Source organism: Cellulomonas hominis, assembly GCF_005239125.1.
Taxonomy (GTDB): domain Bacteria; phylum Actinomycetota; class Actinomycetes; order Actinomycetales; family Cellulomonadaceae; genus Cellulomonas; species Cellulomonas hominis_A.
The window spans coordinates 14,549-31,809 of sequence record NZ_SZYE01000008.1; the positions used below are offsets into that span (position 1 = coordinate 14,549).

The 17,261-nt window shown below is 76.2% G+C and carries 18 protein-coding genes; 3 read left to right on the top strand and 15 right to left on the bottom strand.

Going from position 1 to position 17,261, the window contains the following annotated elements; genetic code table 11:
• Positions 1–5: 5 nt before the first annotated feature.
• The 9 genes from FA014_RS02455 to FA014_RS02495 all read right to left on the bottom strand — a co-directional run bounded on the left by FA014_RS02455 (position 6) and on the right by FA014_RS02495 (position 9,351).
• Positions 6–2,513 carry a heavy metal translocating P-type ATPase gene (locus FA014_RS02455; RefSeq protein ID WP_154728160.1) on the bottom strand — a complete coding sequence of 836 codons (2,508 nt, stop codon included), beginning with the start codon at positions 2,511–2,513 and terminating at the stop codon, positions 6–8.
• Positions 2,514–2,584: 71 nt separating this feature from the next.
• Entirely contained in the window at positions 2,585–2,818 is a 234-nt protein-coding gene (locus FA014_RS02460) for a heavy-metal-associated domain-containing protein (RefSeq protein ID WP_154728125.1), read from the bottom strand.
• A gap of 26 nt (positions 2,819–2,844) precedes the next feature.
• A complete protein-coding gene (locus tag FA014_RS02465; RefSeq protein WP_230322803.1) occupies positions 2,845–3,126 on the bottom strand; it encodes a metal-sensitive transcriptional regulator in 282 nt (93 codons plus the stop codon).
• Between the two features lie 237 nt (positions 3,127–3,363).
• Complete coding sequence (fni, locus tag FA014_RS02470) at positions 3,364–4,497, bottom strand: type 2 isopentenyl-diphosphate Delta-isomerase (protein ID WP_230322804.1); 1,134 nt, start codon at positions 4,495–4,497, stop codon at positions 3,364–3,366.
• Positions 4,494–5,645, bottom strand: a complete 1,152-nt coding sequence (locus FA014_RS02475; RefSeq protein WP_230322805.1) for a phosphomevalonate kinase — start codon at positions 5,643–5,645, stop codon at positions 4,494–4,496. Before FA014_RS02475 ends, fni begins: the two co-directional genes overlap by 4 nt.
• On the bottom strand, positions 5,642–6,637 hold the full coding sequence (gene mvaD / locus FA014_RS02480) for a diphosphomevalonate decarboxylase (protein WP_154728127.1): 996 nt from the start codon (positions 6,635–6,637) through the stop codon (positions 5,642–5,644). Before mvaD ends, FA014_RS02475 begins: the two co-directional genes overlap by 4 nt.
• Positions 6,634–7,656, bottom strand: coding sequence for a mevalonate kinase (mvk, locus tag FA014_RS02485; protein WP_230322806.1), 1,023 nt, complete (start codon positions 7,654–7,656; stop codon positions 6,634–6,636). The genes mvaD and mvk overlap by 4 nt, the downstream gene beginning before the upstream one ends.
• Positions 7,653–9,005, bottom strand: coding sequence for a tripartite tricarboxylate transporter permease (locus tag FA014_RS02490; RefSeq protein ID WP_154728128.1), 1,353 nt, complete (start codon positions 9,003–9,005; stop codon positions 7,653–7,655). The genes mvk and FA014_RS02490 overlap by 4 nt, the downstream gene beginning before the upstream one ends.
• Before the next feature lie 91 nt (positions 9,006–9,096).
• Positions 9,097–9,351 carry a hypothetical protein gene (locus FA014_RS02495; protein ID WP_154728129.1) on the bottom strand — a complete coding sequence of 85 codons (255 nt, stop codon included), beginning with the start codon at positions 9,349–9,351 and terminating at the stop codon, positions 9,097–9,099.
• A 228-nt stretch (positions 9,352–9,579) separates the two neighbouring features.
• On the opposite strand from FA014_RS02495, the gene FA014_RS02500 reads away from it, so the two are divergent.
• Positions 9,580–10,473 (top strand): SDR family oxidoreductase, encoded by an 894-nt coding sequence (locus tag FA014_RS02500; RefSeq protein ID WP_154728130.1) that lies wholly within the window; start codon positions 9,580–9,582, stop codon positions 10,471–10,473.
• Between the two features lie 101 nt (positions 10,474–10,574).
• Here the strand turns inward: FA014_RS02500 and FA014_RS02505 are convergent, their stop codons facing one another.
• The 4 genes from FA014_RS02505 to FA014_RS02520 all read right to left on the bottom strand — a co-directional run bounded on the left by FA014_RS02505 (position 10,575) and on the right by FA014_RS02520 (position 13,182).
• Positions 10,575–11,324 carry a uracil-DNA glycosylase gene (locus FA014_RS02505; protein ID WP_195969131.1) on the bottom strand — a complete coding sequence of 250 codons (750 nt, stop codon included), beginning with the start codon at positions 11,322–11,324 and terminating at the stop codon, positions 10,575–10,577.
• A gap of 61 nt (positions 11,325–11,385) precedes the next feature.
• Positions 11,386–12,006: an L-threonylcarbamoyladenylate synthase gene (locus tag FA014_RS02510; protein ID WP_154728131.1), complete on the bottom strand. Its 621-nt coding sequence runs from the start codon at positions 12,004–12,006 to the stop codon at positions 11,386–11,388.
• A gap of 47 nt (positions 12,007–12,053) precedes the next feature.
• The gene (locus FA014_RS02515) at positions 12,054–12,653 is read right to left on the bottom strand and encodes a class I SAM-dependent methyltransferase (RefSeq protein WP_154728132.1); all 600 of its coding nucleotides are present in this window, start codon (positions 12,651–12,653) and stop codon (positions 12,054–12,056) included.
• Between the two features lie 64 nt (positions 12,654–12,717).
• Entirely contained in the window at positions 12,718–13,182 is a 465-nt protein-coding gene (locus FA014_RS02520) for a DoxX family membrane protein (RefSeq protein WP_154728133.1), read from the bottom strand.
• A gap of 108 nt (positions 13,183–13,290) precedes the next feature.
• Between FA014_RS02520 and FA014_RS02525 the strand changes: the two genes are divergently transcribed.
• Together FA014_RS02525 and FA014_RS02530 are read left to right on the top strand one after the other, a co-directional pair.
• Positions 13,291–14,313, top strand: coding sequence for an aldo/keto reductase (locus FA014_RS02525; RefSeq protein WP_154728134.1), 1,023 nt, complete (start codon positions 13,291–13,293; stop codon positions 14,311–14,313).
• A gap of 19 nt (positions 14,314–14,332) precedes the next feature.
• Positions 14,333–14,743, top strand: coding sequence for a MerR family transcriptional regulator (locus tag FA014_RS02530; RefSeq protein ID WP_230322807.1), 411 nt, complete (start codon positions 14,333–14,335; stop codon positions 14,741–14,743).
• A gap of 23 nt (positions 14,744–14,766) precedes the next feature.
• On the opposite strand, the gene FA014_RS02535 is transcribed toward FA014_RS02530, so the two are convergent.
• Together FA014_RS02535 and FA014_RS02540 are read right to left on the bottom strand one after the other, a co-directional pair.
• Positions 14,767–15,018, bottom strand: a complete 252-nt coding sequence (locus tag FA014_RS02535; RefSeq protein ID WP_195969132.1) for a hypothetical protein — start codon at positions 15,016–15,018, stop codon at positions 14,767–14,769.
• A gap of 86 nt (positions 15,019–15,104) precedes the next feature.
• Positions 15,105–17,189, bottom strand: coding sequence for an elongation factor G (locus FA014_RS02540; RefSeq protein WP_154728136.1), 2,085 nt, complete (start codon positions 17,187–17,189; stop codon positions 15,105–15,107).
• Positions 17,190–17,261: the final 72 nt, after the last annotated feature.

The window sequence follows — 17,261 nt, forward strand, 5'->3', positions numbered from 1 at the left end:
CCGGGTCAGGCGAACCGGCGCAGGCGCAGCGAGTTCGCCACCACCAGCACCGAGGAGAACGCCATCGCCGCGCCGGCGATCATCGGGTTGAGCAGGCCGAACGCCGCGAGCGGGATGGCCGCGACGTTGTACGCGAACGCCCAGAACAGGTTCTGCTTGATGACCCGCAGCGTGCTGCGCGCCAGCCGCACCGCCTGCGGCGCCGACCGGAGGTCGCCGCGGACGAGCGTCACGTCGGCGGCCTCGATCGCCACGTCCGTGCCGGTGCCCATCGCGAGCCCGAGGTCCGCGGTGGCGAGCGCCGCGGCGTCGTTCACGCCGTCGCCGACCATCGCGACCCGCCGGCCCTCGCCCTGCAGCCGCCGGACGACGTCGACCTTGTCGGCGGGCAGCACCTCGGCCACCACGTCCGCCTCGGCGATCCCGACCGCCCGGGCCACCGCGCGGGCGGCGCCCGCGTTGTCGCCGGTCAGCAGGACGGGGCGCAGGCCGAGCGCCTGCAGGTCCGCCACCGCGCGCCGGGAGCCGTCCTTGACCGGGTCCCGCAGCACGAGCACGCCGCGCGCGGCGCCGTCCCAGGCGACCAGCACGGCGGTGGCCCCGTCGGCCTCGGCGGCGGCGAACCGCGCGCCCAGGTCGACGTCGGCGGGCACGCCCTGCTCGGCGAGCCACGCGGGCCGGCCGACGAGCACCCGCCGGGACAGCCCGACGCCGGCGTGCGCGGTGCGGACCACGCCGCTGACGCCGCGCCCGGCCTCGGCCCGGAACTCGTGCACCTCGTCGGCGCCGATCCCGACGCCGTCCCCGCCGACGCCCGCCGCCTCCGGGGCGAGCCCGGCCGCGGCCTCGGCGACCGCGCGGGCGATCGGGTGCTCCGCCAGCGCCTCGACGGCGCCGGCGAGCCGGAGCACCTCGCGCTGGGCGGCGGTGCGGGCGGGGCCCGCGTCGTCCGCCGTGCCGGCGCCGGGGTCCCCGGCGTCAGGGCCGTCCCCGGCGGCCAGCACGCCGACGAGCGCCATGCGGCCCTCGGTGACCGTGCCGGTCTTGTCGAGCACCACGGTGTCGACGGTGCGGGTCTGCTCGAGGATCTCCGGGCCCTTGATCAGCACACCCAGCTGCGCGCCGCGCCCGGTCCCGACCAGCAGGGCCGTGGGCGTCGCGAGCCCGAGGGCGCAGGGGCAGGCGATGATCAGCACCGCGACCGCCGCGGTGAACGCGGCCTGCGCGGACGAGCCGGACAGCAGCCAGGCGGTCAGGGTGCCGACCGCCAGCACGAGCACGACCGGCACGAACACGGCCGAGATCCGGTCGGCGAGCCGCTGCACCGGCGCCTTGCCCGTCTGCGCGGCGGCCACGAGCCGGCCGATCTGCGCCAGGCGGGTGTCCTCGCCCACGCGGCTCGCGCGGACGACCAGGTGGCCGCCGGTGTTGATCGTGGCCCCGGTGACCTCGTCGCCCGGCCCGACGTCGACGGGCACGGGCTCGCCGGTCAGCAGGCTGGTGTCGACGGCGCTGGTGCCGGAGACGACGACGCCGTCCGTGGCGACCTTCTCGCCCGGGCGCACGGCGAACTCGTCGCCCACCCCGAGGCGGGCGACCGGGACGCGTCGCTCGGTGCGCCGGCCGTCCGGGCCGGTCACGAGGAGCGCGACGTCCTTCGCGCCGAGGTCCAGCAGGGACCGCAGCGCGTCCCCGGCCCGGCGGCGCGAGCGGTGCTCGGCGTACCGGCCGGCGAGCAGGAACGTCGTGACGACGGCGGCGACCTCGAAGTAGAGCTCGGGCATGTGGCTGCCCATGCCGTCGTCGGCGGCGGGCCACAGCGTCGGCGACATCGTCATGCCGAGCGCGCCCGCACCCCCGAGCAGCAGCGCCCACAGCGACCAGCCGGTCGCCGCGACGATGCCGATCGACACCAGGGTGTCCATCGTCGACGCCCCGTGCCGGGCCGCGCGGACAGCGGCGCGGTGGAACGGCCAGGCCGCCCAGGTGGCGACCGGGAGCGCGAGGACGGCGACCAGCCACTGCCAGCCGCGGAACTGCCACGCGGGCACCATCGACAGCAGCAGGACCGGGACGGTGAGCACGGCCGCGACCCGCAGCCGGCGGCGCAGGTCGGTGCCGCGCGCGTCGGTCGGGGCCGACGTGTCCTCGTCGGGGTCCGTGTCGTGGTCCGGCGCCATGCTGTGGCCGGACAGGGCGTGCTCGGTGGGGTCCGTGCCGGCCAGGTCGTGGCCGGCGTGCTGCGGCGCGTGGTGCTGCGTCGCGTCGTGCCCGGCGGGCGCGTCGGCCGCCGGGGCGGTGGGCGCGGCGAGGCTGCGGCGGCCGGTGACCGTCGCGTCGTACCCCGCGGCGCGCACGGCGGCGACCAGCGCGTCGACGTCCGGCGTGCTGCCGTCCTCGGCCGGCGTCACCTCGACGTGCGCGCTCTCGAGCGCGAGGTTCACGGTCGCCCGGGCGCCGGGGACGCGGTTGAGGCGCTTCTCGACGCGCGCGACGCAGGAGGCGCAGGTCATGCCCTCGACGGCCAGGTCGACGGTCCCGACCGGCGCGACGGGCAGGTCGGCGGTGCGCGGGGCGTCGGCTGTCACAGCAGGGACTTGCGCGGCGTGACGGCGTAGCCGGCCTCGTCGACGGCGGCGGCGACGGCCTCGTCGGCGAGCGGCGCGTCCGAGGTGACGGTGACGGGCGACGACCCGCCGGCGACGAGGTCGACCCGCACGTCGGTGACGCCCGGCAGGGCGCTGAGCTCCTCGGTGACGTGGCGGACGCAATTGCCGCAGGTCATGCCGTCGACGGAGAACGTGGTGGTCTGGCTCACGGTGGTGTTCCTCTCGGGTGCGGGGTTCAGGAGCGGACGAGGCGGGCGATGGCCTCCGAGGCCTCGCGGACCTTCTCGGCGCCGGCCTCCGGGGACTGCCGGGCGGCGTCGACGACGCAGTGGCCCAGGTGGTCCTCGACGAGGCCGATGCTCACGGCCTGCAGCGCCTTGGTCACGGCGGAGACCTGGGTGAGCACGTCGATGCAGTAGACGTCCTCCTCGACCATGCGCGCGATGCCGCGCACCTGCCCCTCGATGCGCTTCAGGCGCTTGAGGTAGTCGTCCTTGTCGCCGCTGTAGCCGTGCACGTCGCGCTCCCTCCGTGCGAGGCGCGAGCGCACCCCGTCACATCTCCCAACGCTATACCCCCCAGGGGTATTCCGGGAGCCCGAGCGGGAGCCCTCGGGAAGGAGCCCGCCGAGCATGCAGCAGCTGCCGGGTTCGAGCGCCTCGAACCCCGCAGCTGGTGCGTGCTCGGCAGGGCTGGGGGTGGGGCTGGGGGTGGGGGACGGGAGGGGGCAGGGGCGGGGTGGGGCCGCGCGGGGTCAGAGGCCGCTGCGGCGGGCGTACGCGCGGGCGTCGACGCCGCGCAGGTCGCAGAACTCGCGCACCGGGCCCGTGAGCAGCAGGTCGATCCGGCGCAGGTCCGCGACCGTGCGGGCGCCGAGCAGCGTCATGATGTCCCCGACCTGGGTCAGCCAGGTCTGGATGCGGGCGACGAGGGCCGCCTCGCCGTCGGTCAGCAGGGTGCGCAGGAAGCCCCCGGCGACGCCGACGGCCGTGGCGCCGAGCGCGAGCGCGCGCACGACGTCGAGGGGGTGCCGCACGCCGCCGGACGCCAGCAGGTCCACGCCGTCGACCGACGACGCGTCCAGGAGGCCCTCGACCGCCGACTGCCCCCAGGACGCGAGGTAGTCCATGCCGCCGTCGGTGCGCCGCGCGGACTCGATGGCGGTGAAGTCGGTGCCGCCCCGGCCCGAGACGTCGACGGCCGCGACGCCGAGGTCCCGCAGGCGCTCGACGGTGCCGCGGCTCATCCCGGCGCCGACCTCCTTGACGACGACGGGGACGTCCACGCCGTCGACGATGGCGGCGATGTTCTCGGCCCAGCGCGTGAAGTCGCGGTCGCCCTCGGGCATGACGATCTCCTGCGCCGGGTTCACGTGCACCTGCAGGCCGTCGGCGCCGAGGATCTCCACCGAGCGCCGCGCCTGGGCGGGCGTGAGGTTGGCGTTGACGTTCGCCAGCACGAAGCCGTCGGGGTTGAGGTCGCGCAGCACCCGGAACGACGGGATCGCCGCGGGCTCGCGGTGCAGGATGCCCGTCGACCCCGACGCGATGGGCACGCCGGTCTCCCGGGCGGCGATCGCCAGGGCGCGGTTGATCGTCCCGGTGTGCGCGGTGCCGCCGGTCATGCCGTTGATGTACAGCGGCACCGGCCAGTCGAGCACCCGGCCCGCGGTGCGCAGCGACACCTGCGCGCGGTCGCCGGCCTGCAGCGGGTGGTTCATCGGGCGGACGTGGTCGAAGTCGCTCGGCCCGGGCTCGGCGTGCTGGGCGACGGCCAGGCGGACGTGGTCGTCCTTGCGGCGCGCGTCCTGCTCGGCGGGCGTCGCCCCGCCGGCGGCCCCGGGGGCGACGGCGGGCTGGTCCTGGCCGGACAGGGGGGCGTCGGTCACGGGGCGTCCTCGGCGTCGCAGGGCTGCTGGACCCGCAGGGACAGGTGCCGCACGTCGGACAGCGCCCAGTCCCGGAGCATCGGCTCGAGGTCGGTGTCGGCGTCGACCAGCACGATGCCGCAGTCGCCGCCGCCCGCGCCCGACGACTTGGCCGCCGCGCCGACGCCCTCGGCCGTCTCGCACAGCGTGCGCAGCGCGGGGGTCTCGATGTCGACGCCGGCGGCACGCGCGAGCGAGGTGAGCAGGCCGCGGGCGCGGTGGATCTGCGCCTTGGCCGCGGGGGCGTCGTCGCGCTCGATGGCGTCGGCCAGCGCGTCCACGCACTCCCGGGAGGCGGCCAGGAAGTCGGGGTAGTGCGCCTCGGCGGCGCCCTTGCGGGACTGCATCCGCTCGACCAGGCGGGTGGTCGACGCGGGGACGCCGGTCCAGCCCACGACCAGGCGCATGGTCCGCGGCGTCGGCAGCCGGCGCACGGACAGGCCCGGCCAGTCGGCGACGAGCAGCGCGGACAGCGGCCGCACGGCGCCCGAGGCCTCCGCGGCGGCCTGGGCGGTGCGCAGCCAGTCGCGGTCGAGCGCGGCGTACCGGATCCACCCGCCGTACAGGCTGGCCGCGACGTCGCCGCCCGAGCCCATCGGGTTGACCGCGACGGTGGCGAGCAGGGCCAGGCGCAGCAGGCGCTCGGTGGGCAGGTCGAGGCCGTAGAACCGGTCCAGCGCCCGCACGGTCGCCGCGGTGACGGCGGCCGAGGAGCCGAGCCCGAACTTCCGGCCCGACTGGTCGTCGAGTTCCGAGGTGATCGTGATGTCGTAGAAGCCGAGCGGGCGGCCCTGCTCCGCGGCGAACCGCTCCACGACGTCGATCGCGGCGAGCACGTAGTCGAACGGGCGGCTGTCGTGGTCGAGCACCACGCGGCCGCCGTCGCGCCGCCACACCACCGGGAGCCGGCCGTACTGGTCGGACGCGATGGACCCGGCGCCCTCGGCGCGCGCGAGGCGCACCGTGACGTGCCGGTCGACGGCCACGAGGACCGCGGGGTAGCCGGCCTCGACCACGGCGTACTCGCCGGCGACGAACAGCTTGCCGGGGGCGCTGACCTCGATCGGGGCCTCGGCGGGCGCGGGGGCCCCGGCGGCGGGGGCGGTCACGCGGCACCCCCCGCGGTCACCCGCAGGTCCGGGCCGGGGCGCGCGGTCACGACGCGGCGGGTGCCGCCCTCGGACAGCGCCGCGGCCACGGCGGGCAGGTCGCGGCCGGCGCACAGCACCTTGACGTTCGGGCCGGCGTCGATGGTCGCCCAGCAGGGCAGGCCGTCCGCGCGCAGCGCCTGCACCTGGTCCAGCACCCCGACGGTGTGCGCGGTCCAGTACCGGACCGGCGGCCGGGCGCCCAGCATCGTGGCGTGCATCCGCAGGGCGTTGGACTCCGCCAGCGTGCCGAGCGCGGGCAGGTCGCCGGCGGCCACGGCGTCGAGCATGAGCGCGACGTCGGCCTCGGTGGCCTCGGTCCACGCCGGGAAGTACGGGGAGGTCTCGACGGTGCGGCGCATGGCCTCGCGGGACGAGATCGCCTTGGGACCGGCGTCCAGCACGACGACGGCCATCGCGGGGTCGAGCGCGCCGCCGGCCTCGCCGCCGGGCACGGGCTCGGCGAAGGACGTGGCGTCGTCGGTGCCCGCGTGCCAGACCACCAGGCCGCCGAACACCGAGCGCGCCGCCGAGCCGGAGCCGCGGCGCGCGAGCCGGGACAGCGCGCGGGGGTCGAGGTCGAGGCCGTAGGCGGCCGACGCGGCACCGGCGAGCGCGGCGAACCCGCTCGCCGAGGAGGCCAGGCCCGCGCCGGTCGGCACGGTCGACACCGAGGTGACCGCGGCGTGCGCGGACGACCCGGCGAGCGAGCGCACCAGGTCGAGGAACCGCCGGACCCGGGTCACCTCGCCCTCGGACATGGGCCGGCCGTCGAGCGTCCCGGTGTCCTCGGTCGCACCCGCGTCCAGGGTCACCGTCGTGGTGGCGTGGAACGCGTCGAGCGTCAGCGACAGGCTGGAGGTCGCGGGCAGCGCCAGGGCCTCGTCGCGCTTGCCCCAGTACTTGGCGAGCGCGATGTTCGCGTGCGCGACGGCGGTCGCGGAGTCAGTCATCCGAGGGGCACCTGGGCGGAGGGGGTGGCGGGACGCCGCGCGTCGGTCCGGTGCAGCCACGTGCGCGCCGCTCCCGCGCGGCGCAGGGCAGCGGCGATCGTACCAGCGGACGCCGCGTCGGCCGCGAGCGCCAGCATGCATCCGCCCTGGCCACCGCCGGTCAGCTTGGCGCCGAGGGCCCCGGCCGCCAGCGCCGCCCCGACCAGCCGGTCGAGCTCCGGCGAGGAGACGCCGAGCTCGGCGAGGGCGCCGTGCGCGCGCGTCATCCGGGCGCCGAGCTCCGCCGGGCGGTCGAGGGCCAGGTCGTCGACGACGTCCCGGGTGATGGCGCCGAGCTCCGCGACCAGCTCGGCCCCGCGGGCCGGGTGCCGGTCCCGGAACGACCGCACGTCGGCGACCGCGACCCGGGTCCGCCCGTGCACGCCGGTGTCGGCGACGACGAGGTGCGCGCGCAGGGCCAGGTCGAGCGGCCGGATCTCGCCGGCCTGGAACCACACCGGCTCCGTGGAGGCGGTGGTGCGGGCGTCCAGGCCGCTGGGGTTGCCGTGGGCCACCCGCTCGCCGACCTGCACCAGGTCGAAGTGCTCCTGCGCGGTCAGCGTGCGCCCGGCGAGGTCGGCCAGCGCGAGCGCGAGGGCACCGGCGGTGGCGGCGCTGGAGCCGAGGCCGCGGGCGGCCGGGATCGTGGACTCGGTGGACAGCACGATGTCCCGGTGCGGCAGCCCCAGGTGGTCGAGCGTGGCCTCGACGGCGGCGACCGGCGCCGCCAGCTGCTCGGGGGCGTCGGACAGCGCGCCCGAGTACAGGACGGACTCGAGGGTGAGCGGGCCCTCCTCGCGGCGCGCGACGGCCCGCATCGGCAGGCTGGCCAGCGGCAGCGCGATCGCGGGCTCGCCGTAGACGACGGCGTGCTCGCCGACCAGGATCGCCTTCGCGCGGGTGTGCCCCGTCCCGGTGGCGCGCGGGGCGCCCGGGCCGGTGCTGCGCGGGTTCGAGCTCGAGATGGTCCGACTCCTCACATCAGGTGCGCCACGAACCACGGGGCCGCGTACAGCGACATGAACTGCACCCCGAAGTTGACGCCCAACCGGTTCAGCGTGCCGCAGGTCAGCCCGACCAGCAGCACGGCGAAGACGTTGACGAGCCCTGCGTCCAGGTAGGCGAGGAGCAGGACGAACACGATGAACAGCGCGAGCACCGCCTCGTGCGGCACGTAGCGGGTGACCAGCGCGGTGAGCCGGAACGAGTACCGGACCGCCAGCACGTAGGACAGCACCAGGGCGAGCGTCCCGCCGACCACGACCGCGACCACGAACTGCGACGTCGACAGCAGCTGGTGCAGGTTGTTGTCGAGGGTCAGCACGGGCGGCGCGTTGAACAGCGCGTTCGCGGGGCCGACCGCGACCGGCGACAGCGGCAGCCCGACCGCCAGGAGCGGGATGATCACGCCCGCCAGGTAGGTCGAGTGCGCGAGCGCGGCCATGGAGGTGATCGCCCGGGAGGACCGCTCGACGGGCTGCTGGGCGCGGGCGCCGGACGCCTCGCCCATGAGCAGCGTCAGGGCGACCGGGCTGAGGAAGAACAGCGGCGTGGACGCCGCGGAGACCGTGGCCGAGGCGCCGAGCTCGGCGCGGGTCAGCAGGCGCCGCGGGCTCAGCGGCGCGCCCTTCAGCTCCGACCGCGTGATGACGACCGGCGTGCGGCCGGCGCGGGGGAGCGCGGCGCGCAGCGTCGGGTTGAGCAGCGTGGCCAGGCTGAGCAGCAGCGGGCCCGCGGTGATCGACAGGAAGAACGACACCGTGATCGTGCCGTCCTCGGGCAGCACGCCGGTCTGCCGGTACAGCGCCTGCACGCCCTGGAACAGCAGGCCCAGCGGGATGATCGCCAGCAGCGAGAGCAGCTTGTTCTTCCCGATCAGCGCCAGCACCACGGCGCCGCCGACGAACAGCAGCGACCCGTACTCCCGCAGCTGGTCCGCGAACGGGGTGATGGCGCCGGCGATCAGCAGCGCGAGCGGCACCGAGACCAGCGTGCCGACGACCGAGCCGGCCGCCATCTTGCGGATCGTCTCCGCCGCCCGGCCCTCCCGCTTGAGCAGCAGGGCGTGGTCGATCATCGGCGCGGACAGCACGCCGCCGGGGAGGCCGACCAGCGCCGTCGGGATCGAGTTCGTCAGGTTGAGCGTGACCACGGCGGCGATGAAGAACGCCAGCACCACCTGCGGGTCGGCGCCGGCGAGCACGAGGGCGAGCGTCACGGGCAGCAGGACCGACGTCTCGTCGGTGCCGGGGATGAACCCGATCAGCGTGTACAGCGCGACGGCCGCGAGAGCGGCGGCGACCATCGGCAGCAGCAGGGAGAGGTCCACGGAGGTCTTTCGGTGCGGGGCGCCCGTCCGGATGGGTCGCGGCGGGCGCGTCGGCTGGCGCGGGGGGTGGTGCGCGGGGGGAGCGCGGGCGTCAGACCGGTGGCGGACCCGCCTCGGCGTCGGCCACGATCCGCACGTCCCGCTTCGGCCGGACGAGCACCACCGCGGCCGCGAACCCGACCACCGAGCCGCCGAGGCCCCAGAAGAACTCCGACGAGCCCAGGGCGCGGCCGATCACGACCGCGGCGGCCGTCACGATCGCCGTGACGGCGAGCGCCAGGACCAGGTCGCGCATCGACACGCGGTCGCCCCAGATCTCGACGTACTGGTCGTCGTCGCTGCTCACGTTCCTCCTCCGGTCCGGGTCGTCACCCTAGGACGTCCCCTGCGGGGAGCCTGTGCGGCGGTTGTGCGCGCGACGTGGACGTGCGGGTCGGAGCGCGGGCTGGCCGACGGCCACTGTGGGGTGACCTGGGCCGACGGGGCAACTCGGGGCGACGCGCCGGGTGCCGACACGCCGACGGTTCACCCGCTCCGGTGGCGGGCTGCGCCGGCGCGCGGACGATGGGGGAGCATGAGCGACCAGACGACCCCCCAGGACCCGCAGACCCAGCACCCCGAGCCGGAGCAGCCCGCGCAGACCATCGCGCACCCCGGCCTCACGGACGACATGCGGCAGCAGCCCGACCACGGCGAGGAGTCGTACGTCGGCTCCGGCCGGCTCGAGGGCAAGCGCACGCTGATCACCGGCGGCGACTCCGGCATCGGCCGGGCGGTGGCGATCGCGTTCGCCCGCGAGGGTGCCGACGTGGCGATCGTGTACCTCCCCGACGAGGAGGAGGACGCGCAGGAGACCGTGCGGCTGGTCGAGGCCGCCGGCCGCCGCGCGCTGACCCTGCCGGGCGACATCCGCGACGAGGCGTTCTGCTCCGAGATCGTCGAGCGCACGGTCGCCGAGCTCGGCGGGCTGGACGTGCTCGTCAACAACGCGGCGTTCCAGATGTCCCAGGAGAACGGGCTGCTGGACCTGACGACCGAGCAGCTGGACCGCACGTTCAAGACCAACCTGTACGCGATGTTCTGGATCACCAAGGCCGCCCTCCCGCACCTGCAGCCCGGGTCGAGCATCATCAACACGACGTCGGTCCAGGCCTACGAGCCGAGCCCGCAGCTCATCGACTACGCGACCACCAAGGCCGGCATCCTCAACTTCACCAAGGCGCTGGCGCAGCAGGTGGCCGAGCAGGGCATCCGGGTCAACGCCGTGGCGCCCGGGCCGATCTGGACCCCGCTGATCCCCGCGACGATGCCGGAGGAGAAGGTGAAGGAGTTCGGCGCGGACACCCCGCTGGGCCGCGCCGGCCAGCCGGCGGAGCTCGCCCCGGCGTACGTGTTCTTCGCGAGCCAGGAGAGCAGCTACATCACCGGCGAGCGCATCGGCGTCACGGGCGGCCGCTCGCTGGCCTGACCCGCGGCCGTCGGGGGCCGAGTTCGCCGGTTGCGCGCGAGTTCGCCGGTTCCGCACCGGCGCTGAGCGCGCAACCGGCGAACTCGCGCCCGCGCGCGCCGTCAGCCGGCCAGGGCGCGGGCGCGGAGGAGGACCGCGTCGAGCATGTCCTCGGTCAGGCGGCCGGTGAAGGTGTTCTGCTGGCTCACGTGGAAGCAGCCCAGCAGGGTCAGCCGCTCGCCGGTGCCCGGGCGGTCCAGCACCACCTCGGCGCCGTGGCCGAACCGGGGGCGGGGGCGCGGCACCGCCCAGCCCTGCTCGCCGAGCGTGCGGAGCAGCGCGTCCCAGCCGAACGCCCCGAGCACCAGGGCGACCCGCGGGCGCACGATCTCCAGCTCCCGCGCCAGCCACGGCCCGCAGCGGTGCCGCTCCTCGGGCAGCGGCTTGTTGTCGGGCGGCGCGCAGTGCACGGGCGCCGTGATCCGCACGCCGGTGAGCGTCAGCCCGTCGCCGGCGTGCACGGACGTCGGCTGCGACGCCATCCCCACGCGGTGCATGGCGGCGAACAGGAAGTCGCCGGACCGGTCGCCGGTGAACATCCGGCCGGTCCGGTTGGCGCCGTGGGCCGCGGGCGCGAGGCCGACCACCAGCACGGCGGCCTGCGGGTCGCCGAACCCGGGGGCGGGCCTCGCCCAGTACTCCTGGTCGCGGTACGCGGCGCGCTTCACGGTCGCGACGTGCTCCCGCCAGGCGACCAGCCGCGGGCACGCGCGGCACTCGACGACGGCGCCGTCGAGCTCGGCGAGATCGCGCGCCGCCGGGGCGGTGGCGGCGGGGAACCCGGGGTCGTCGGGGAGGTCGGGCACGGTCACCTCACCGGGTCCTCGACGTCGAGCCCGAGGCGCGCCGCTCGATCGACTCGGCCACGGCGCGTCAGGCGAACCGGTCCGGGTCGCCCGCGCCCTCGCGGACCACCTCGGCGTAGCCCTCCGACCAGTCGACGACCGTCGTCGGTTCCGCGGACACCTCGCCGGCCTCGATCACCGCGTCGACCACGTGGTCGAGCTCCTCCTTCACCGTCCAGCCGTCGGTCTGCGGCTCGGTGTCGCCCGGCAGGATCAGGGTCGAGGACAGCAGCGGCTCGCCGAGCTCGTGCAGGATCGCCTGCACGACCCGGGAGTCCGGGATGCGCACCCCCACGGTCTTCTTCTTGGGGTGCGCGAGCCGCCGCGGCACCTCCTTGGTGGCCGGGAGGATGAACGTGTACGGCCCCGGCGTCGCGGCCTTGATCGCCCGGAACGGCGCGTTGTCCAGCCGCACCAGCTGCCCGAGCTGCGCGAAGTCGGTGCACACGAGCGTGAAGTGGTGCTTGTCGGTCAGGTGCCGGATCGCGCGGATCCGGTCGGCCCCGGTGTGGCTCTCCATCCGGCAGCCGAGCGCGTACCCGGAGTCGGTGGGGTAGGCGATCAGGGCGTCGTCGCGCAGCAGCTGCACGATCTGGCCGATCGACCGGGCCTGAGGGTCGTGCGGGTGGACGTCGAAGAACCGGGCCATGCGACCGAGGGTGGCACGACGGCCGCGCGCCGACCACCCCGACGTGCTCAGCCCAGGACCGCCACCAGGAAGTCCGCGTCCGGCCCGAACGGCCGCAGGGCCCAGGTCGCGAACCGGTGCTGCACCGCGAACCCCGCCTCCCGGGCGTCGAGGTCCAGCGCGTCGAACGCGTACCCGCGGCCCGCGCCGAACCCGACGACCAGCCGGCCCCCGGGGGCCAGGTGCGCGCGGATCCGGCGCAGCACCTCCGCCTCGGTCCCGGGCGCGACGAACGTCAGGACGTTGCCGGCCATCACCGCGACGTCGAAGGGCTCGGCGACGCCCGCCGCGGGCAGGTCGAGCTCGGCGAGGTCGCCGACGTGCCAGTCGCCGGCGGGGTGGTCGGCGCGCGCGGCCGCGACGAGCACCGGGTCGACGTCCACGCCGACGACCGCGTGCCCGCGGCGCGCGAGCTCGCCGCCGACCCGGCCCGGACCGCAGCCGGCGTCCAGGACGCGGGACCCGCGGGGCACCATGGCGTCGATCATCCGCGCCTCGCCGGCCAGGTCGGCGCCCTCGGCGGCCATCGTGCGGAACCGCTCGACGTACCAGGTGGACCGGTCGGGGTTCTGCTGGCCGATCTGCTCCCAGCGGGTCGGCTGGCGCATGGCGCTCCTTCGGACGGCGGCGGACGCGGGCGGCACCGAGCCTAGGGCCCGCACGGCGCCGCCTTCAGCGGTGGACGGCCTTCCGCGCCTTCTTCGCCGCCTGCACGCCCGCCTTCTTGGCCGACGACGTCAGGGTGTCGATCAGGTACGACGACGCGGCGCCGAGCATGATGACGTCCTTCGCGACCCCGATCCCGTCCGGGTTGGGGCGCGGGTCGCCGGGCCCGCGGTGCAGCGCCGGGGTGCGCAGGTACATGCCGACGAGCGCCGCGGAGAACGCCGTGAACCCGGTGGCGACGGCGACGCGCGGCAGCACGGGCACCAGCAGCGCCGCGCCGAGCCCGACCTCGGTGGCGGCCAGCGCCGTCGTGAACGTCTTCGGGTCCACGCCGGAGAGGAACGGGTACGCGCCGGCCGCGGTGCCGTGCAGGCCCTTCGCGGTGTCCTCGTCGGCGCCGAGCTTGTCCAGGCCGGAGTTCAGGATGTAGGCGCCGGCGCCGAGGCGCAGCGGCAGGTGACGGAGCTTCACGCGTCCTCCTCGAGGGTGGGGTGTCCTCCCGACGCTACGACCGCCCGCCCGGGATCGCAGCGCGACGCCTTGACTTCGAGCGCGCTCCAAGGTGGAGCGTCCTCACCCATGAGCCTCACCACCCGCACCCTCGGCAGCGCCGCGCACGGCACCGCCCTCACCGTCTCCGCCCTCGGGCTCGGCTGCATGGGCATGTCCGAGTTCTACGGCGCGACGTCCGCGCCCGGGTCCGACCAGGAGCGCGAGTCGGTCGCGACGATCCACCGCGCCCTCGACCTCGGCGTCACGCTGCTGGACACCGCCGACATGTACGGCCCGCACACCAACGAGCGCCTGGTCGGCCGCGCGATCGCCGGCCGCCGGGACGAGGTCGTGCTCGCCACCAAGTTCGGCATCGTCCGGGACGCCGACCCGACCGTGACGAGCCGCGGCGTGGACGGCCGCCCCGAGTACGTGCGCGCCGCCCTCGACGGCAGCCTGCAGCGGCTCGGCGTCGACCACGTGGACCTGTACTACATGCACCGGATGGACCCGAAGGTGCCCGTCGAAGACACGGTGGGGGCGCTCGCCGAGGCCGTCCAGGCGGGCAAGGTGCGGCACATCGGGCTGTCGGAGGCGGGGCCGGCGACGATCCGCCGGGCGCACGCCGTGCACCCGATCACCGCCGTGCAGACCGAGTACTCCCTGTGGACCCGGGACGTCGAGGCCGAGGTGCTGCCGACCCTGCGCGAGCTCGGCATCGGCCTGGTGCCGTACTCGCCGCTGGGCCGCGGGATGCTCACCGGGGCCATCGCGGCGCCGGACGACCTCGCGCCCGACGACTTCCGGCGCGCCAACCCCCGGTTCGCCGGCGAGGCGTTCGACGCCAACCGCGCGCTGGTCGAGCGGGTCCAGGCGCTCGCGGCCGAGCGGGGCGTCACCGCGGCCCAGCTGGCGCTCGCGTGGGTCCTCGCCCAGGGCGAGGACGTGGTGCCGATCCCGGGCACCCGCCGGGTCCGCTACCTGGAGCAGAACGTCGCGGCCGCCGACGTCCGGCTCACCGCCGAGGACCTCGCGGCGCTCGCGGACGCCGTGCCGCCGCAGGCCGTCGTCGGTGACCGGTACCCCGACATGTCGACCATCGGGCGGTGACCGGCGCATGCTGAGGGGCGTGACCGAGGAGAGCCGCACCCTCACCATCGCCGAGGCCGCCGCGGCGACCGGGCTGACCCCGCACACGCTGCGCTACTACGAGCGCGACGGGCTGCTGCTCGACGCCGTGGAGCGGGCGTCGTCCGGGCACCGCCGGTACACCGAGCGGGACCTCGGCTGGATCCACCTGCTCACCCGGCTCCGGGCCACCGGCATGCCGATCCGGGAGATCCGGGAGTACGTCGACCTGGTCCGGCGGGGCGAGGGCACGGAGCCGGAGCGGATGGCGCTGCTGCAGGCGCACCGGGACGCGGTGCGGGCGCAGCTGGCGGAGGTCCAGGAGCACCTGGCGGCGATCGAGATGAAGATCGACGTGTACGCGGGGCGGCTCGGGTCCGGGCTGCCGGTGCCGGAGGCGGCGGCGGGCTGACGCCCCGCCGCCGGTCGCGGCCGTCACGGTCCGAGGAGCGCCGCGGGCACGACGGCGACGCCGTCGGGCCGCCGGTAGGCCTCGCGCCCGGTCGTCACGATCACGGCGTCGAGGAGCCGCGGACCGAGCTGCTCCCGGAGCCAGAGCAGCTGGCGCACGTCGTGTTCCCCGACGTCGGCGGCGAGCTTCACCTCGATGGCGACGACGTGGCCGTCGTCCCGGCTCACGACGAGGTCGATCTCGCGTTCGCCGCCCTTGGTCCGGAGGTGGCCCACGGTCGCCTCGGCACCCTGACCTACGCTACAAATCGGCGGACCGCTGGGCTACAGATCGTCGGCATCGTCGACGGTGGCCCGGCGCGTCACACCCGTGCGAGGTGCCCCGGTCGCACGTCGTAGTCCCCGGGCTCGAGCAGCACCTCGCCCCGCCCGCCGGTGAGCGCGCGCAGGTCGAGGGCGTACCGGACCACCTCCGCCTCGGGCACCACCGCCTCGATGCGGACGCGGCCGTCGTCGGTCGTGCTGCTCGCGCTGATCCGGCCCCGCCGCCCGGACAGGTCGCCGAGCACGTCGCCCTGCACCTCGGGCGGTGCGACGACCGTCACCCGCAGCGTCGGCTCCAGCAGCACGGTGCCGGCGGCGGCGAGCGCCGCCCGGACGCCCGCGGCCGCCGCGGTGCGGAACGCCATGTCGGAGGAGTCCACGGCGTGCGCCCTGCCGTCGTAGACCTCGACCTGCACGTCCACGACGGGGTGCCCGAGCGGCCCGCCGGCGGCCAGCGCCTCGGCGGCGCCGCGCTCGACGGCCGGCAGGTAGGACCGCGGGACCGCGCCGCCGACCACCGAGTCCACGAACGCGAACCCCGACCCGGGCGGCAGCGGGCTGAGCCGCAGCTGCACGACCGCGAACTGCCCGTGGCCACCGGACTGCTTCTTCAGCCGGCCCTCGGCCTCCGCCGGCCGGGCGATCGTCTCCCGGTAGGCGATCCGCACCGGCTCGGTGGTGACGTGCACGCCGAACACGCGGGCCAGCCGCTCGACGGCCACCGCGAGGTGCGCGTCCCCGAGCCCGCGCAGCACGGCCTGGTGCGCGGTGCGCTCGACCACCAGCGTGGGGTCCTCGGCCGCGAGCCGGGTGAGCGCCCCGGACAGCTTGTCGTCGTCGGCCTGGCTCACCGGGACCAGCGCGACGCCGAGCACCGGCGGCCGGGCGGGCAGGGTGGCGGGCCGGACCGGCTGCGCCCGCGACGCGAGCAGGGTGCCGGTCGGCGCGGAGCCGAGCTTGGCGACGGCCGCGATCCCGCCGGCGGCGACGGCGTCGACCGGCAGGTGCTCGCGGCCGCGCAGCCGGAACAGGCCGTGCAGCCGCTCCTCGGCGCCCGTCGTGGTGCTGACGAGCCGGTCCCCGGACCGCACGGTGCCGGACAGCACCTTGAACACGGACACCTGCCCGACGAACGGGTCGGCGACCGTGCGGAACACGTGGAGCACCGTCTCGGCGTCCGGGTCGGCGGGCAGGTCGGTCTCCGCGCCGTCCTCGGGTCCCCCGCCCCCGACCCGCAGCCGGGCCGGCCGGTCGATCGGGGCGGGGCCGATCTCGCACACCAGGTCCGCGAGCCGGTCGATCCCGACGCCGGTGGCCGCGGACGCGACCAGCACGGGCACCGCACCGCCGGACGCGACCTCGCGGGCCAGGGTCCGCTCGAGGTCCGCCGGCCCGGGCTCCTCCCCGGACAGGTACTGCTCCAGCTGGTCGTCGTCGTGCGCGACGATCTCCTCCGTCACCTCGCCGTGCAGCCGGTGCTCCTCGTCCGCCACGTCGGCTGGCAGGTCGCAGTCCCGGTGCCGGCCGTCCGCGCCGTAGTCGAGGCCCCGGTCGGACAGCACGTCGGCGACGCCGTGCAGCGCCTGCTCCTCGCCGAGCGGGAGCTCCAGCGGCAGCACCGCGGCGGGGTCGTGGCCGGTGCGCGCGGCCAGGTCGCGCACCTGGTCGAGCACCCGGTGGAAGTCGGCGCGGGCGCGGTCCTCCTGGGAGACGACGACGAGGCGGGGGATCCCCGCCTCGTCGCACCGCCGCCACGCCGCCTCCGTCCCGGACTGGACCCCGTCGACGGCGCTCACCACCACCACCGCGAGGTCCGCGACCGCGAGCGCCGCGTCCACCGCCCCCGCGAAGTCCGGCGACCCCGGGGTGTCCATCAGGGTGATCCGGTGCGGGCTGCCCTGGCTGCACGTCCAGTCGAGGTCGGCCACTCCGAGCGCCACGGAGGAGCCGCGCGCCACCTCCTCGGGCTCGTGGTCGCAGACCGTCGAGCCGTCCTCGACCCGCCCGGCGCGGGGGACGGCCCCCGCGCGCAGCAGCAGGGCCTCGGCGAGCGTCGTCTTGCCGGATCCGGCGTGGCCGACGAGGGCCACGTTGCGGACCGTCGGCCTCGTTGCCGCGTCCATCGCACGTCCTTCGGGATCGGTGCCGGGACGGCCAGGCTATCCACGCGGGTCGCGGGAAAGACAGGGACCTCG

Excerpts from the sequence above, each read along its gene's own strand:
- FA014_RS02455 (WP_154728160.1), bottom strand. The coding sequence starts at position 2,513 with ATGACCTGCGCCTCCTGCGTCGCGCGCGTCGAGAAGCGCCTCAACCGC.
- mvaD (WP_154728127.1), bottom strand. The coding sequence starts at position 6,637 with ATGACTGACTCCGCGACCGCCGTCGCGCACGCGAACATCGCGCTCGCC.
- FA014_RS02500 (WP_154728130.1), top strand. The coding sequence starts at position 9,580 with ATGAGCGACCAGACGACCCCCCAGGACCCGCAGACCCAGCACCCCGAG.
- FA014_RS02510 (WP_154728131.1), bottom strand. The coding sequence starts at position 12,006 with ATGGCCCGGTTCTTCGACGTCCACCCGCACGACCCTCAGGCCCGGTCG.
- FA014_RS02515 (WP_154728132.1), bottom strand. The coding sequence starts at position 12,653 with ATGCGCCAGCCGACCCGCTGGGAGCAGATCGGCCAGCAGAACCCCGAC.
- FA014_RS02525 (WP_154728134.1), top strand. The coding sequence starts at position 13,291 with ATGAGCCTCACCACCCGCACCCTCGGCAGCGCCGCGCACGGCACCGCC.
- FA014_RS02540 (WP_154728136.1), bottom strand. The coding sequence starts at position 17,189 with ATGGACGCGGCAACGAGGCCGACGGTCCGCAACGTGGCCCTCGTCGGC.